12 protein-coding genes and 1 pseudogene are annotated in these 16,192 nt (G+C 46.5%); 6 read left to right on the forward strand and 7 right to left on the reverse strand.

The annotated features are described in order from the left end of the window. Positions 1-137: 137 nt before the first annotated feature. The 3 genes from RIG66_RS10945 to RIG66_RS10955 all read right to left on the reverse strand — a co-directional run bounded on the left by RIG66_RS10945 (position 138) and on the right by RIG66_RS10955 (position 3,909). On the reverse strand, positions 138-2,201 hold the full coding sequence (locus RIG66_RS10945) for a serine hydrolase domain-containing protein (protein WP_446377909.1): 2,064 nt from the start codon (positions 2,199-2,201) through the stop codon (positions 138-140). 221 nt (positions 2,202-2,422) lie between these two features. Beyond that, entirely contained in the window at positions 2,423-2,644 is a 222-nt protein-coding gene (locus RIG66_RS10950) for a ferredoxin-thioredoxin reductase variable chain (RefSeq protein WP_446377911.1), read from the reverse strand. 185 nt (positions 2,645-2,829) lie between these two features. Continuing rightward, complete coding sequence (locus RIG66_RS10955) at positions 2,830-3,909, reverse strand: PIN/TRAM domain-containing protein (protein ID WP_006103287.1); 1,080 nt, start codon at positions 3,907-3,909, stop codon at positions 2,830-2,832. A 422-nt stretch (positions 3,910-4,331) separates the two neighbouring features. Between RIG66_RS10955 and hemW the strand changes: the two genes are divergently transcribed. From hemW to RIG66_RS10980, 5 genes are all read left to right on the forward strand, one after another. Next, a complete protein-coding gene (gene hemW / locus RIG66_RS10960) occupies positions 4,332-5,600 on the forward strand; it encodes a radical SAM family heme chaperone HemW (protein WP_446377914.1) in 1,269 nt (422 codons plus the stop codon). Positions 5,601-5,855: 255 nt separating this feature from the next. Continuing rightward, positions 5,856-6,251, forward strand: a complete 396-nt coding sequence (locus tag RIG66_RS10965; RefSeq protein ID WP_446377934.1) for a hypothetical protein — start codon at positions 5,856-5,858, stop codon at positions 6,249-6,251. Positions 6,252-6,545: 294 nt separating this feature from the next. Further along, positions 6,546-7,493: a polyamine aminopropyltransferase gene (gene speE, locus RIG66_RS10970; protein ID WP_446377916.1), complete on the forward strand. Its 948-nt coding sequence runs from the start codon at positions 6,546-6,548 to the stop codon at positions 7,491-7,493. A 479-nt stretch (positions 7,494-7,972) separates the two neighbouring features. Continuing rightward, positions 7,973-10,237, forward strand: coding sequence for a CBS domain-containing protein (locus RIG66_RS10975; RefSeq protein WP_446377918.1), 2,265 nt, complete (start codon positions 7,973-7,975; stop codon positions 10,235-10,237). 173 nt (positions 10,238-10,410) lie between these two features. Continuing rightward, complete coding sequence (locus RIG66_RS10980; RefSeq protein WP_446377920.1) at positions 10,411-11,610, forward strand: HhoA/HhoB/HtrA family serine endopeptidase; 1,200 nt, start codon at positions 10,411-10,413, stop codon at positions 11,608-11,610. Between the two features lie 271 nt (positions 11,611-11,881). Here the strand turns inward: RIG66_RS10980 and RIG66_RS10985 are convergent, their stop codons facing one another. After that, a complete protein-coding gene (locus RIG66_RS10985; protein ID WP_446377922.1) occupies positions 11,882-12,439 on the reverse strand; it encodes a hypothetical protein in 558 nt (185 codons plus the stop codon). 456 nt (positions 12,440-12,895) lie between these two features. Here RIG66_RS10985 and cofH point away from each other — a divergent pair, with 456 nt between their 5' ends. After that, a complete protein-coding gene (cofH, locus tag RIG66_RS10990) occupies positions 12,896-14,071 on the forward strand; it encodes a 7,8-didemethyl-8-hydroxy-5-deazariboflavin synthase subunit CofH (RefSeq protein WP_446377924.1) in 1,176 nt (391 codons plus the stop codon). A gap of 170 nt (positions 14,072-14,241) precedes the next feature. Here the strand turns inward: cofH and RIG66_RS10995 are convergent, their stop codons facing one another. The 3 genes and pseudogenes from RIG66_RS10995 to devC form a co-directional block, all read right to left on the reverse strand. Next, positions 14,242-14,949, reverse strand: coding sequence for an ATP-binding cassette domain-containing protein (locus tag RIG66_RS10995; protein WP_446377926.1), 708 nt, complete (start codon positions 14,947-14,949; stop codon positions 14,242-14,244). A 91-nt stretch (positions 14,950-15,040) separates the two neighbouring features. Next, a complete protein-coding gene (locus RIG66_RS11000; RefSeq protein ID WP_446377928.1) occupies positions 15,041-15,187 on the reverse strand; it encodes a hypothetical protein in 147 nt (48 codons plus the stop codon). After that, positions 15,135-16,052: pseudogene (gene devC / locus RIG66_RS11005) on the reverse strand (ABC transporter permease DevC); the annotation flags it as partial. The pseudogene devC and the gene RIG66_RS11000, both read right to left, overlap by 53 nt. Positions 16,053-16,192: the final 140 nt, after the last annotated feature.

The following is a 16,192-nucleotide window of genomic DNA, read 5'->3' on the forward strand; positions in this document are numbered from 1 at the left end:
ACGTCAAATGCCCCTTTTTGTGATATTTATTTACATTTCCCAATAAAACTTCAGGAAAATAGACTTGCCAATAGGAAAATAGACTTGCCAATTTCCGGCTACAGATGGTAAGGAAACAGGGAATCGGGACTTCAAGTTTAGAACTGAAATCCGAGTAAATTCCAGTACGCCAACACCCCAATGAAAACTAAGGTGGCTAATGTGATCACAGAATAATGCGATCGCGCCCCAAAAGACCAATCGTGATTTTTCCAAGCTAACACGGTAAAAGCCAGTAATCCCAGGGTAGCCAAAGCGGTTAACACAGGAAGACACAAGAATGCGATCGCGACAGGGAGAACGCCATAGACTAACTTCCAGACGCCGATCAGCCAGAGTGATAGGGGTAAACCAATCAGGAAGACTAGATTTAAAGTCGCGATCGCTCCCGCTAATAGCCACGCTGATTTATACTGCTGTTTATCCGAACTCGGCTTGCCCCGCCACCATTTAATTAAAGGGTGTACGATTCCCCTAATCATGGCGGATAGGAACACCACAACACAAAACCCAACCAGTCCAAACTGCACCCAAATCCCTTCATACCAGGATATACGCTCATAAGTACCAATTTTGGGAAACAGGGGATTGTAGGCAAACGTAATCTCTCCCGCCTCATTTTCCTCAAACGCCGTAAACGTCGGCGTATCCACTCGTTTAAATAACAGGGGGGCCACAGGTTCGAGTTGAACGGGTTTGATTTTATTTAAAAAGAAGAGATTGGGCGTCTGAATTTGCAATCGGTTGTTATCACCTTTTTTAATGTGGATATGTTTGAATGATCCTGCTAGTTTTGCCAACGTATGGCGGGGATATTCCATATCTCGATAAGTTCCCGTAAACCGCTCCAGTTCTACCTGAGAAGCATCAAGGGATTGAACGGGTGTAGAATTTTGGTCAACCGGAAAATAATGATCAAAAAACTGGGTAAGGAATTTACTATGAATTCCGCTAAAACTATTAGAGGCAATGAAAATACCAATATTTTGGCTAGGGATTAACGTCAGCGAACTCGAATACCCCCGCAAGCTGCCTAAATGCCCGATCGCACGCATATTATTAACCAGACGTTCCCGAAACCCGTAGCCAGTTCCGGGTAATTTTGGGTGAGGTTTAAAGTGAGTCTGGTGCATGAGTTTCGCCGTATCCGCCTCTAAGATACGCTGGTTTTGATAACGCCCCTGTTGCAAATGAGCAATCATAAAATGCGCCATATCCGTGGCGGTGGCACTGAGGGAGGCAGCCGGTGCAATATCAAGGTAGAGGTAGGGAACAGCTTTGTAGTTGCCTTTTTGATACTGATAGCCAACTGCCAAATCATCCGCTAAATCCGGTGGTGGCGGTTGAGCAAAGCTGCTGCGCTGCATATCGAGGGGTTGTAAAATATGGGCGTTGATATAGTCCTGATAAGGACGACCTGATATCTGTTCCACCAAGTAACCCAATAACGCGATCGCATGGTTGGAATAGCTGTAAAATTTCCCCGGTTGCCAGACAATCGGCGGCATATACTCAGCCAGGTAATCCCCTAGAGGTGTCATCTCTTTTTCAGTGCGGGCGGCGAGTCCAATCAGACGCTTCGTACTACCATCGGTATGCATCATTAGCTGGGCAAAGGTCACAGGTTGAGAGTGGGGGTTGTCAAGTTGAAAGCCTTCCAGGTATTGGCTAACATCACCCTCTAGATCAAGCCGTCCCTGCTCGTATAATTGCATTGTGGCGGTAGCCGTGAAGAGTTTAGACAAAGACGCCACCCGAAACAACGTGCGATCGGCAACAACGGGAGTTTTTTTCTCCAGGTTTGCATAACCATAGCCTTTGGCGAAAAAAACAGTTCCATCTTTGACTACAGAAATTACCGCCCCCGGAACGTGAGATTTGGACATCTCTTGGTCAAAGAAATTATTTACATAATTGGCAAATTCCTGTTGGCTAATAATTCCGGGCGTACCCGCTGCTGGGGAAACCGGGGGTTCTGTTTCAATCGGTTCCTGCGGTTGGCGATCTAAAATAGGAAACTGCAAGGGTTCATTTTTCGCCAATGCGGGAAACCCCGACAGGGACAGAAACAGGATGAATCCAAGTAGTCCGCTAATAATTCCCTTAAACCATTGCTTCAAGGGTAATCTATGCTGGGTTTTGTTAGCCTGCTGTGGGGTCATTCTTCAAAACGATGGAGTCGGCAGCAGAAATCGGGTGAGAATATCACAGAATGAGTATCCCCACCTTGGTAGTTTACCCAGGTGTGAAATAGCAGAAATCTACATAGAGGATGATGATCCCAAGATGCGGTTATAGCTCAAAATGCAAAACCAGTAGATTCAAAATGAATGCCACTGACTTAAGGCTGGTGGGCAATGCCCACCCTACTAGCTTGGCAAGGTTAAACCACTTCTAACTCATCTTCCCGGAAGTGACCGCGAAACTTTTTATCAAATTTAACCTGAATCGGTAAGTTAGCGCTCACGGGTCGCCCTTGCCATTCTGTAACGATAGCAATGACTTCGCCTTCCATACCCTTGATATCAAACGGCTCATTGCGGTGGGCAGGATTGTGGTAAACAATAACAGATGTCTTAACTCGAACGCGATCGCCAACTTTCATACAAAAAGCTCGTTTTCTCTCCAACAGCCTACATCTTGCCAGAAATTACTCTGGCAATCCTAAACCATTCTTACACAGCAAGGTTCTTTCCTAGAGATTAGTTTGGCAACTGATCAAAAACGGTGCTGGAAAATCAGCACCGTTTCCAGACCTGTAGCCACCTCAACCGCAGCCAATTCATAGGTTTACGCCGCCACAGATGCTTGAGGACGAGCAAAAATCATCCGTCCAGCAGATGTCTGTAAAGCCGAAGTGACCACAACTCGCATTTCAGCGCCGAGGTGGTTACGTCCTTCTTCCACAACCACCATCGTGCCATCGTCTAGATAACCTACGCCTTGAGAGGGTTCTTTCCCCTCCTTGAGGATTTTCAGTTCCAGGCTATCACCCGGCAGATAAATTGGACGTACAGCGTGAGCTAGGTCATTGACATTGAGTACCGGGACTTTTTGCAAATTAGCCACTTTACTCAGATTGTAGTCATTCGTCAAAAGCGTGCCATTAATTTCCTGAGTCAACCGAACCAATTTGGCATCCACCGTCTGAATATCCTCATAATCAGCCGGGTGAATAATCAGGCGTTCCGGATAAGCGGTTTGCATAGCTTTGAGAATATCTAACCCACGCCGTCCCCGAATCCGCTTTTGATCATTCGCTGCATCGGCTAACTGCTGTAACTCTTGCAACACAAACTGGGGGATGAGGAGTTGACCCTCGACAAACCCTGTATTCAACAGTTCCTCAATGCGACCATCGATAATACAACTGGTGTCGAGTACCTTACTCGTCGCTGGTTTGAGCGTCCCTTCTGCTACCAACATCGTGTCCAAGCTGTTTGGATTAATCAGTCGCAAAAAAGTCCGACCGTGGGTATCTGCCAGACTGATTCCCAGAAAGGCAAACATCACACTGCCCAAAATTGCCGCCAGGGGCTTGATAAAGGCAAACTCCGAGGGAAAAGGTAGAAAGAAAATCGGGGCTAGCATTAAATTCGCTAACAGCAGCCCCAACACCAAACCGACTGCCCGGGTTAAAATTACCTCAATTGGCAGTTGGCGTACCTGCTTTTCCAAACGACGATAGGTCACCTGCACCGTTAACCCAACCGCAAAACCGATAATGGCGGTAAAACTGGCTAAAATCCAACGCAGCGCCTCCAGATTGGTAATCTGTTCTTGCACGGAAGGCGGAAGCAGTTCAACAATGTCGAACCCTACACCTGCTCCTCCTAGGATGAATAAAAGAATAATGACAAAATCAAGCATGGTTCCAATCCAAGTGGTTTATCTGGCAAATCTTTCGATTCTATTCAAGATTTATAATGATAGAGGTTAATCACATTTATTATATCTTTCCCTCCATTTTGTTTTCCTATACCTATCGGCTTAGCTCGAATATTCAGGTTTTCGTATAAGCGAGTACAGTTCTAGCCCTTTTTTTGTTAATGACTCCAGATTTTTTCTAAAAATACCTTGAACTAATAAGTCTGTCAGCATAAATGGTGAGGATCATTAGGGGTCAGGGAACAGGACATTCAGCTTCATAACTCATAACTCATAATTCGGATATCCTTGGTGGTCATAAATTAAATAACATTTACAAAACGTAACTTTGTTTGGTTTGTTTCCATCGATCTACTACTTGTTAATCAAACATTTAAGAATTATTCGTAAAATTTCCGCCTAATATGTTAAATTTTTCAAACAAATCTGAGAAAATCATCGAGATGGGAATTGCCCATTCCGCCTACATCCATATCCCCTTCTGCCGACGCCGATGCTACTACTGTGACTTTCCTGTATCTGTAGTCGGCGATAAAGCCAGGGGCAGTACGTCCGGCACGATTGAGGAATATGTTGAGGTCTTAGCTCAAGAAATTCAAACAACACCAGCCTCGACTTGTTCTCTCTCAACCATTTTCTTTGGTGGTGGCACCCCCTCTCTGTTATCCACTCAACAGTTAAACCGCATTCTGGATACCTTAACACAGCAGTTTGGCATAACTACCGATGCTGAGATTTCCATGGAAATAGACCCAGGCACATTCGACCTGTCGCAGATCAAAGGATACCGGGATGCGGGCGTGAATCGAGTGAGCCTGGGAGTTCAAGCCTTTCAGGATGAACTATTGGGCATTTGTGGGCGATCGCACCAGCTTAATCATATCTTCACCGCCGTTGAGTTGCTCCGCCAAGTAGAGGTTCCCGACTGGAGTTTAGATTTGATTTCTGGATTACCCACTCAAACCTTAGAACAGTGGCAGGAATCCCTAGCCACCGCCATTCAGCTTGCCCCTACCCATATCTCCTGCTATGACTTGACTATAGAACCCGTCACCGCCTTTGGACGGCAGTACAGCCCTGGCATTTCTCCCTTACCGACTGACGAGACAACCGCTCAAATGTATCGCCTTGCCCAGCAACTCCTTACTGATGCCGGGTATGACCATTATGAGATATCCAACTATGCTCTACCCACTCATCAATGCCGACATAATCGGGTGTATTGGGAAAACCGTCCTTTTTATGGATTTGGTATGGGGGCGGCTAGTTATATCCAGGGGCGGCGGTTTACTCGACCCCGCACCCGGCGAGAGTATTATGCTTGGGTAGAACAATTTATCCAAGCAGGAGGCGTCCTTGAGTCTCTCCCAAGTAGTACCACTGATATCCTCTTAGAAACCGTCATGTTAGGATTGCGTCTGGCAGACGGTTTGAGTCTATCCGCGTTGAGGGAAAAATTTGGTGAAACCCTGATAGAAAGGATTTGGCGCAGTTTACAGCCATCGGTTGACAAAGGTTGGATCAAAATAGTAAATCCCGATGGGAGCGTTATCGATATGCAAGCAGTCTCAAACAGACCCATCAGTGGACGGATCAGATTGAGTGACCCCGACGGCTTCTTATTTTCCAATACGATTCTTGCAGATATATTTAAAGATATAGGTGAAGGTTAAGCTGGGACACCAATCAACCCTCGCAACGTTTCCCTTTGAACGTTTCACCAAGGGCGGCGGCGCAAAAGGTCTACAATTCTCAGGTGAGGCGATCGCGCTTCTCATCAATCAATTTATAGCCGGCGGCAAATTTTCTCTGTTTACCTAGAAATCCGGAGTCATTGGCGATATGGGCGTATCCAGTATATAGTTTTAGCGATCAGCTTACCTTCATGGGGATATACCAGGGAGCTGAGACCCAAATTCGTGACGCAGATGGATCAAGATGAAATTAAACGATTAGGAGCTTCCCTCAGACAGATCGATCCGGGGATATTAAGCCCAGCGAAAGAGGGGATTACCAAAGTTTGGTATCAAGGAGGCGAGCCTTATTTTGATATAGTGGTAGAACTTCGCCACGGCAAAATTGAGTGGTTTCAATTTACCTTGCGGGGTAAATCGATTTCCTGGAAACCGGGGTTTTTGGGTTTACAAACGGGAAAAACGAATGAATTACAAACTGATGACCTGACGTTTCATCCAGCCAGCAAATTGATTGAACATAACAACCAAAAAGATCATAAATTTATTGAATTAGCTGGCGCTATTCTACAAACTCGCGCCGATGAACCTATCTTCAACCAAATTCTGACATTGTTCGATGCGGCTTAGAGCGTCGGGGTAAGCTAAACCTGGACATTCCTACTAAATAGGTTGGTGGAAACAAACTTAACTATATTATTAAGTTATGTAAATAGATCTCAAACTCTTAAATAAACAAATGACATAGTTTGCTTCTCAAAGGAAGCGAGTTCTCAGCCGTTAACTTTTATTGTTCCTACCGACGACTTACCGCTAAAGTCTAAAATCTAACACTGGCATTCTCCCGTTACCTGTTGTCGGTTGCTTATTTCTGTAATAATGACGATCTATGTAATTCTGTTTAATTAGGAAGAAGGGGGCTGTATGGCTGGTAGTCAGGTTGATGCCGATTTGTGGATAAGCGAGTATATCACGCCTTGGGATATCTATGTTCACGGGATTACCAAGGTTTTAGCTTATAAAAAAACAGCCTATCAGGAAATGTATATTGTGGAAACAGGAGCCTATGGTAAAGCCTTAGTTTTAGACGGCAAATGGCAATCCTGTACAGGGGATGAGTTTATTTACCATGAATCCCTGGTTCACCCGGCTATGATTAGTCATCCTAATCCGCGCAAGGTTCTGGTATTGGGCGGGGGTGAAGGAGCAACGGTACGTGAAATCCTGCGCTGGAAAAGCGTTGAGCAGGTGATGATGGTGGATATTGATGGTGAGGTTGTGGAGGCTTGCCGACAACATCTGCCAGAAATGCATCAAAATGCCTTTGATGATCCTCGAACTCAACTGGTGATTGGTGACGCTCTAGAGATTTTAGACAAGATGGAACAACAGTGGGATATTGTCATCTCCGATCTGTCTGATCCGATTGAAGAAGGACCATCCTATAAGCTGTTTACCAAAGAGTTTTTTGAGAAAGTTCAGCGCGTTCTGACAACCAATGGGTTTTTAGTCCTGCAAGCTGGACCGGTGGGAACGTTCGCGGTCAAAGCCCATGCTCGTCTAGTCAATACCTTAAATACTGTTTTTCCACATATACACTCCTATTCTTGCTACACCCCCACCTACGGTGAACCCTGGGGATTTGCGATCGCGTCTGCCCAAGCCATTGATTCTCAACCCAATCCGGCTACCGTTGACCAACACCTGCAAGATAATACAACAGGGGGCTTGCGCCTAATCGACGGTGTGGCGTTATTAGGACTGTTACAAACCCCTGCCTATATCCGTCGTGCGATCGCCTCGGAAACTCAAGTCTATACCTTAAACGAACCGCCAAAATTCTTTGGTAAGGGGGCATTGAATCAATCCTGATAACGAGTTGCGCTTAAACGTAGTGGATAGGAAGAGCTGGGGAAACTAGGGGAGTGGGTGAAGCGGGGGGAGAGAACGTTATAGTTATATCTTTGGTCGCAACTTGGCATGACTCACGAGAGCATGATGTAACAATTTGTTACAATAAATGTAACGATTTATTGCAGTCTTAAAAAAAATAGACAGAAAAAAGGAAGACAACAGCGTAAAATTGCCAGTAAAACCAAGTAACTGAAATTCTCAAGACTTCCAGGGTGCGACTCTCATAAAAATTCCTCCGTTGCGGGAAACCCCCTGTATGCGAGACCGGGGAGTGTCAAATTTACTAGCTGATGCTCCTCCTTGGTAGGTGGATAGCTGTCATAGCTATCGAATAGCCAAATATCATAACCAAGCCAACCTGTCAAGCCTGATTGAATCAGTAACCATCCCCGTAATTCTGCCCAGCTACGCCGATCTTCACCCCAGAGACATTGCTCATGCAGCCTAGTGGTCTGCCGTTCCATTCCTTAGCTCTAGAACCAGCAATTGATGCTCATTTTTTGACCGTCGCACCAGATACGCCGCTGGTGGATGTCTTGGCGCTAATGAGTCGATTTCGCAGTTGCCGATTACCCAGCCAAGCGTTAGGAACTGACATGAGTCACATCCCAGCGAATCTCCCACAAATTTCCTGCCTGTCTCAGGAAGAAGACGCCGTGTTTGGTGTGGCGAATACGGCGGCGGGTTGTGTATTGGTGATGGAGGAAGGGCGACTGGTGGGCGTATTCACCGAGCGCGATATCGTTAGGTTAGCTGCGGCTGGTCTTCCCTTAAGCCAGGTCAATATTTCCGAAATCATGACCCGACCCGCGATTACGCTGCAACCGTCGCCGTCTCACGATATTTTTACTGCATTGGGACTCTTACGCCAGCATCGGATTCGTCACCTGCCGATTGTCAATGAACAAGGGCAACCTATGGGAATTGTCACCCATGAGAGTATTCGCAAAGCCCTGCAACCCGTTAATCTACTGACGCGATTACGCTGTGTACAAGATGTGATGACCACAGCGGTTATTTATGCACCCGTAACTACAGCGGTGCTACAGTTAGCCCAGCTCATGACAGAGTATCAAGTCAGTTGCGTGGTGATTACTCAAGTCAGAGATTCGGAAATTCAGCCTGGTGAACAAGACGCATTCACGCCAGCCGGATGTTCGGCTCCTTTGACTAAAGTCTCTTGTCCCTGTCCAATCCTTTATTCTCAGTCCCTGATTCCCGTGGGTATTGTCACGGAACGCGATATTGTACAGTTTCAGGCACTAGAACTAGATTTATCGCGCCTGCAGGCTCAAGAGGTGATGAGTACACCCTTATTTTGTCTGAGTCCCTCGGATTCCTTGTGGCTCGCCCATGAACAAATGCAGCAGCATCGGGTGCGACGGTTGGTCGTTCGCGGCAATCAGGGAGAATTAGTGGGAATCGTTTCCCAAACCAGCCTACTGCAAGTGCTTAACCCCGTGGAAATGTATGGGGTAATCGAACTACTGCAACAGGCGGTGGAAGAACGAACCTCGGAATTAGCCCAGACAAATGAACGGCTACGCCACGAAATTGGGGAGCGCCAGCGAGCGGAGTTAGCCCTGCAAAAATCTCATGACCAATTGAAAATTCAAGTTGAACAGCGCACAGTCCAGCTTACTCAAGCCAATGTCCAGCTTCAACAAGATATTCTAGAACGCCAGCGGGTAGAAACAGCGCTGCGGCAAAGTGAAGCCCAGTTGAAAAAACAAACCCGCGAACTCACACGCATGATCCAGCAACTGCATTCTTATCAAAGTCAGTTGATTCAGAGCGAAAAAATGTCGTCTTTGGGACAACTGGTTGCGGGGGTGGCTCATGAAATTAATAATCCGATTAATTTTATTTACGGTAATATTGCTTACGCTTCTCAGTATGTTCAGGACGTGATGGGTCTGCTGGAACTCTATGAGCAGTACTATCCTCAGCCTGTATCCGAAATTCAAGAAACGACAGAGGACATTGACTTAGAGTTTGTCAAAACGGACTTGCCTAAACTGATTAACTCCATGAAACTGGGTGCCGATCGCATTCGCAACTTGGTGCTGTCGTTGCGAAATTTCTCCCGCTTGGATCAAGCGGAAATGAAATCAGTGGATTTGCATGAGGGATTAGACAATACGTTGTTGATTCTACAAAATCAGCTCAAAGCGACGCCCGGTCTAGTTGAAGTGCAGTTGGTGAAGGACTATGGAGATTTACCTTTGGTGGAATGTTATCCGGGACAACTCAACCAAGTGTTTATGAATCTACTGAGTAATGCCATTGATGCGCTCGAAGAGTTGAGACAGTTAAATGCTCAAGCCCAGTTGTCTAATGGACAATCCTCTAGTCCTTATCCCACGATTGTGATTCAGACCGCAATTAAAGACGTGAAGCGTCCTAAGTCCCAGGCAAAATCATTGTTGGTGAATCAATGGGTGGTGGTTCGCATTACGGATAATGGAGCTGGGATGACTGAGATTGTGCGTCAACGTCTATTTGATCCGTTTTTCACCACTAAACCTGTCGGAAAAGGCACGGGTTTGGGTTTGTCGATTAGCTATCAGATTGTCGTGGAAAAACATGGGGGATATCTTCAGTGTAATTCTGAACTGGGGCAAGGCAGTGAGTTTGTGATTGAAATTCCGCTGCGACAGCATCATCAGGCATCGATGACCTTTCCCAGTAGAAACGGGTAGAGCACAGAGAGCTGGGGAAGCAATGTAGAGACGTAGCATGCTACGTCTGGAAGCTGGGGAAGCTGAGGCACTCTGAAAAGGAAGGTTGTACAATTAAAGGCAGCAACTCAGCATAATGGGCGAGTTGCGATCGCGCTTGTCAACCCCTGCAAAAACTACCCGTTTCCAAGACCATGAGTTTATCATTAAAGCAGCTAACCGTTTATCTGACCTTGCTAGGCTTAGGCGGTGGAGCAGGGGTTTTAGGTAGTCGCTACCTTATGGCTGAACCCCAAGGGGTCAATCCTCCAGAAGCGGTGCCGGCGGTATTGGAACCCTTAGCCCCAAAACGCTCCAATCGTCCAGCTCCCGGCAATCTCAATTTTATTGCCCAAGCCGTTGAGCAAGTTGGACCAGCGGTGGTGAGGATTGATGCGGCGCGTCAGCTCAGCCAAGATGTTCCCGAACCGTTTAGAAATCCCTTCTTCCGCCGCTTTTTTGGCAATGAGATGCCTGTCCCTGAACCTCGCGTGGAACGGGGAACCGGATCGGGTTTTATTCTGGAGTCAGATGGGCGAATTATTACCAATGCTCATGTTATCGACGGGGCGGATATCGTCAAGGTTACACTGAAAGATGGACGGACATTAGAGGGTCGGGTATTAGGGGCAGACCCAGTAACCGATGTGGCGATTATTAAAATTGAGGCGGAAGATTTGCCCACTGTCCGCTTGGGTAAAGCCGATGAGTTGATTCCTGGGGAGTGGGCGATCGCGATCGGGAATCCTCTGGGTTTAGATAATACAGTAACCGTTGGCATTATTAGCGCTTTGGGGCGATCGAGTTCTCAGGTTGGGGTTCCGGAAAAACGAGTTAGTTTTATCCAAACCGATGCAGCAATTAATCCTGGAAATTCCGGCGGACCCTTATTAAACGCCAATGGTGAAGTCATTGGCATTAATACAGCGATTCGCGCCAACGCTCAAGGATTAGGCTTTGCCATTCCCATTGAAACCGCTCAACGCATTGCTGAACAGCTTTTTGAAAAAGGTCGGGTTGACCATCCTTATCTGGGAATTCAGATGGTCACACTGACTCCAGAGTTACGCAAAGAAATTAATCAGGATCAAGATGCGGGTTTAAAAGTGACTCAAGACCAAGGTGTCTTGATCGTCCGCGTTGTTCCTAATTCTCCAGCTCAACAAGCGGGTATTGAACCGGGTGATATTATTCAAAAAGTTGGCGGAAAACCGATTAAAACTGCCTCGGATGTACAAGAAGAAGTAGAAGCTAGTGAAGTGGGCGCGAATCTCGATATTGAAGTGAATCGTCAGGGGAAAACAAAAACAATTCTCGTGCAACCTGGAGCGTTTCCGGTAAATCAGTTAGATTGACATTCTTCCCAACTAACCCTGATTGGGGTATGGTTGGATTCTTCTTGCCAAATTCGATAAAATATCGGGGGATACGTTAGGACATCAGTTGATCTCAAGAGGGAACAGGGAACAGAGAACAGGGAACGGTTGTATGTAGTGCGAGCGTCTCGCTCGCTATCTTGTATGGTTTTTATCTATTAAGCCTTAAAATTTGCTGAACCTTTAATCGTCCTTTGCACTTTTATTTTAAAGGGTTTCCGGTTTGTGCAGCAAGTCTTACCACAAACGGTTAATACTGCAAGAGTTGCACCACAAACTCAGCCGCCGTCAGATAACGTCGCCATTCTCTCCCATTCTCAAGGGGTTGTATTCCCCACCCTAGACAGCTATCCGGCTTTTCCCATAACGTTAGATGCTCCACTGGGGGGTCAGCATAAAAACGACTGTTACCACTTCCCAATAAGGCGGAACTCCAGTGGGTAAAATAATCGTGACTCAGCCGATGAATGGGAAATGTTCCATATAAGGGTACACCCCACCCATCCAACGCCACCAGCGCTTTCACAGTTCCCCCAAGCATCTGCCATCCCCATGCTGCACCAATCGCACCAACTACTCCTGCACTAAAACTGATAAAAGTAACAGAGGTGTTCATTAGAGTAAGATGACCCTGTAAATAGTTCAAAATATGAATAGCTGAATATGCCGGATACTCGTGGCTAGGAAAAATTAACATTTGCTGAACACGCCCTAAATTGCCAGAGTCACAGCGTTGTAACCCAGCTAAAAACTCCTGTGTCAACTGTGAATTGTGAATGCCGGGACAAATAATAACTGCTTTCTGCACTGTAAATAATTCTCCAATATTTTGACTTTATTTGCTATTATTTTTTTATTTGCTATTATTTTATTTACTGGACTTTAGACTATGAGGTCTGTGTTGAGTTTATTAATCAGCCTGGGTGCGATCGCTGTCTGGACTCTGTTACAGCAGATTGCAAGTAAATGAAGTACACCTACATGTAGTCTAAACTCCAGTGATTTAGGGACGATTGTTAACAATCGAATTCAGTGAGATAGGGCGGGTTTTGTTGTTCATTGATTTCAGCAATAGCTGACTTTAGTTCCTAAACCCGCCCCTACAATTGACCATTCGCTTCGCTAAAGGGCATGCTTATGACAAAGATGCGATAGTGCAAGCCTCTGCGCCTTCAGCCGGGGGAGTGTCAATGATTACTGGCTCGATACTTAGCGGGCATAGTAGTATCAAGAGGAGTGTTTCCCTATCTTTTCCAGATATTCCGTGATTACCAACTCCGTTGACGCCATTCTGAACCGCGCCTTAGCTGGTGAAGACATTTCTCCAGAGGAAGGTGTGATTCTCCTTCAGCAATCTGAACCGACTACTGTGGCGGCGATTCAGGAAACGGCTGACCAATTGCGCCATCACCAAGCAGGCGATCGCGTCACCTACGTGATTAACCGTAATATCAACTTTACCAATATTTGTACTCAGCACTGTAGTTTCTGTGCCTTCCGCCGCGATGGGGGTACAGAGGGGGCGTATTGGCTAGATTGGGAGCAAATTCTGGAAAAGACAGAGGATGCAGTACAACGGGGGGCGACGGAAATTTGTATGCAGGGGGGATTGAACCCGGAAGCCACTATTAATGGTGCGGCTTTACCCTATTATCTGGAATTGGTGAAAACGATTAAGCAAGCATTTCCTCAATTACATCTCCATGCGTTCTCCCCCCAGGAAGTCCAATTTATCGCTGAACAAGATGGATTGAGTTACGCTGAGGTCATTGCCGCACTGAAAAAGGCTGGGGTTGGTTCAATGCCTGGAACGGCGGCTGAGGTTTTAGATGACGAAGTGCGGCGCATCCTTTGTCCGGAAAAGACCAATACGACAACCTGGTTAGACATTGTGGGAATGGCGCATCGATTGGGAATGCCCACAACTAGCACAATGCTTTCGGGTCATATTGAAACGAACCAACAGCAGATGGGGCATTTAGCCAAGCTGCGATCGCTTCAGCAACGAACTCGCGCTCAAGGCTATCAGGGCCATATCACAGAGTTTATTCTACTGCCTTTTGTTGGTCAAGATGCCCCTAAACCGTTGCGTCAGCGTGTGGGGCGAGATCAACCGATTCTCCAGGATGCCCTATTGTTAACGGCTGTGGCGCGAATTTTCCTGGGTAATTGGATTCCTAACCATCAACCAAGCTGGGTGAAATTGGCTTTGGCTGGTGCGAAGGAAGCTCTCAGATGGGGCTGTAATGACATTGGCGGCACGTTAATGGAAGAACATATCACCACCATGGCAGGCGCTCAAGGGGGAACCTGTATGGAAGTCGAGACTCTCCAGAAAGCGATTCATTCGCTAGGGCGTCCCTACCAGCAACGCGATACACTTTATCGACCGATACTAGATCAGGTTTCAGATACTTTAGGGGCGCACGTCTGTCATTGATGTCAATTTAAACTCAAAAGCAGGGGTTGACAGAGCCTGTTCCGAAAGAACGTAAGGACTACAGCGTATTGTAATTGGTCGGTTGGGTTGGCTCATGTTACCCAATAGAATATAGGGCTAAAGCCCTTACTACAAGCCAACGCGATCGCATTATGTATGATTGAACTGGATTACTGGGAAATCGCTACTGATTCAGGTTGCTTGGATAAGCGCCCATCTTCCATATAAATAATCCGATCCGCAATATCCAAAATGCGATTATCGTGGGTTACGAGTAAGATTGTACACCCCTGTTGCTTGGCTAAATCATGCATAATATCAACCACATCCCGTCCCGATTTTTTATCTAGTGCGGCGGTGGGTTCATCAGCTAGCACGATTTGGGGACGGCTGACAAGAGCGCGGGCGATCGCGACTCGCTGTTTTTGTCCACCTGATAAATCTGCCGGATAATAATTGATGCGCTCTTCTAAACCCACCTGCTTGAGCATTTCCGCCGCCCGACGGTGGCGTTCTGACTTGGAAAATATGCCATGAACTTCTAACCCCATTTGCACATTTTCAAGCGCCGTTAAACTACCGTGTAAATTGTGTGCTTGGAAAATATAACCATTATATCGTCTTGCCTGTACCAAAATATTCTGGCTAGCTTGACAAAGTTCTTGCCCTAATACGTTTAGACTGCCTGACTGAGCCGATCGCAAGCCGCCTAATAAAGTCAGTAGCGTGGTTTTTCCCGATCCAGAAAGACCTGTCATAATCACAATCTCGCCAGCAAAAATCTCTAAATTGATGTCGAATAACACCTGCTTTCGCAGTTTCCCTGTGCCAAAGTAGTGGTTAAGTTGATGAATATAAATTACGGGTTTATTTGTCATTTTTCATTGGTCATTTTTCATTGGTCATTGGTCATTTTTCATTGGTCATTTGTCATTTGTCATTTGTCATTTGTCATTTGTCAGGGAACAGTTAACAGGTAAGGTAGAGTTTTGAGTTAACTTCCCCATCTTCCCCATCTTCCCCAGCTTCCCCAGCTTCCCCAGCTCCCCCAGCTTCCCCAGCTTTAAAAAATATCAGCCGGATCAGCCGCTTGGAGTCGGCGAGTCGCGATCGCACCTGATGCACCACACATGACAAATGTCAGCAGAAGCACAAAAATAGTCCGACTCAACGGCATCGCCAAAGGCAGTGCGGTTGCAGCCGCTGTAACTTGATAAGCCGCTAGTGCGATCGCTAAACCGGGTATAAACCCTAACACCGATAAAATTAGCGCTTCTTCAAAAATTACCCCTAACAAGTAAGTATTCCGATAACCCATTGCCTTGAACGTGGCATACTCTTCCAAGTGGCTATTCACATCCGTCGAAAGCACTTGGCAGACAATCACCGTACCCACAATCAATCCCATGATCGTGCCTAAGCCAAAAACAAACCCAATCGGTGATCTCGATTGAATATCGGCAATTTCAAAATCCACATAACCCTGACTCGTCAGTACCTGCACATCTTCCGGTAATCGCGCCACTAAAGCATCTCTCACCTGTTCTGGCTCATACCCCGGATGCAGACGAATTAACCCCAGACTCACAGATCCAGCATCCCGTTTGGGAAATAACCTTAAAAAGTTTTGATCGCTGGTAATTAATGCGCCATCATCGGCAAAGGATGCGCCGACTTGGAATAATCCGGCTACGGTTATGGTTCGCTGTCCAATTTCTGTGGTGGCTGGCTCTCTCTGTTTAACCTGGGCAATCATGTTCTGGTATTCCCCCCGCGAGGCTTGGTCAAATAAAACGGTATCCGGTAGCCGAATCGCGTCAAGTTGCTGATTGACTTCAGGTAAATTAAAGGCAGGTCGATCCGGGTTTTGTCCAATCAGCAGCATGGATGTCTTTTGGCGGGTTTGGGGATTTCGCCATTGTACGGAGCCAAGGTATAATGCATCAGCTGAGGCTACTCCTGGCACGTCTTGAGCTTGGTACCTGAAGGGGTGACAAGCAGCTCAAAAGCTTGGCTTACATTGCATTTCCCCCCTCAAGCCTCGAAAAGATGAGAGCTTATTGACAGAATTATTGAGAATGAATACGCGAATGAGAATGATAATCACCTGGGTGACACTCC

Origin of the sequence: Coleofasciculus sp. E2-BRE-01 (assembly GCF_040221695.1) — a bacterium.
Taxonomy (GTDB): Bacteria; Cyanobacteriota; Cyanobacteriia; order Cyanobacteriales; family Coleofasciculaceae; genus Coleofasciculus.

Coding starts and splice junctions, on each gene's coding strand:
- RIG66_RS10945 (WP_446377909.1), bottom strand. CDS start 2,201: ATGACCCCACAGCAGGCTAACAAAACCCAGCATAGATTACCCTTGAAG.
- RIG66_RS10950 (WP_446377911.1), bottom strand. CDS start 2,644: ATGAAAGTTGGCGATCGCGTTCGAGTTAAGACATCTGTTATTGTTTAC.
- RIG66_RS10955 (WP_006103287.1), bottom strand. CDS start 3,909: ATGCTTGATTTTGTCATTATTCTTTTATTCATCCTAGGAGGAGCAGGT.
- hemW (WP_446377914.1), top strand. CDS start 4,332: ATGTTAAATTTTTCAAACAAATCTGAGAAAATCATCGAGATGGGAATT.
- RIG66_RS10965 (WP_446377934.1), top strand. CDS start 5,856: ATGGATCAAGATGAAATTAAACGATTAGGAGCTTCCCTCAGACAGATC.
- speE (WP_446377916.1), top strand. CDS start 6,546: ATGGCTGGTAGTCAGGTTGATGCCGATTTGTGGATAAGCGAGTATATC.
- RIG66_RS10975 (WP_446377918.1), top strand. CDS start 7,973: ATGCAGCCTAGTGGTCTGCCGTTCCATTCCTTAGCTCTAGAACCAGCA.
- RIG66_RS10980 (WP_446377920.1), top strand. CDS start 10,411: ATGAGTTTATCATTAAAGCAGCTAACCGTTTATCTGACCTTGCTAGGC.
- RIG66_RS10995 (WP_446377926.1), bottom strand. CDS start 14,949: ATGACAAATAAACCCGTAATTTATATTCATCAACTTAACCACTACTTT.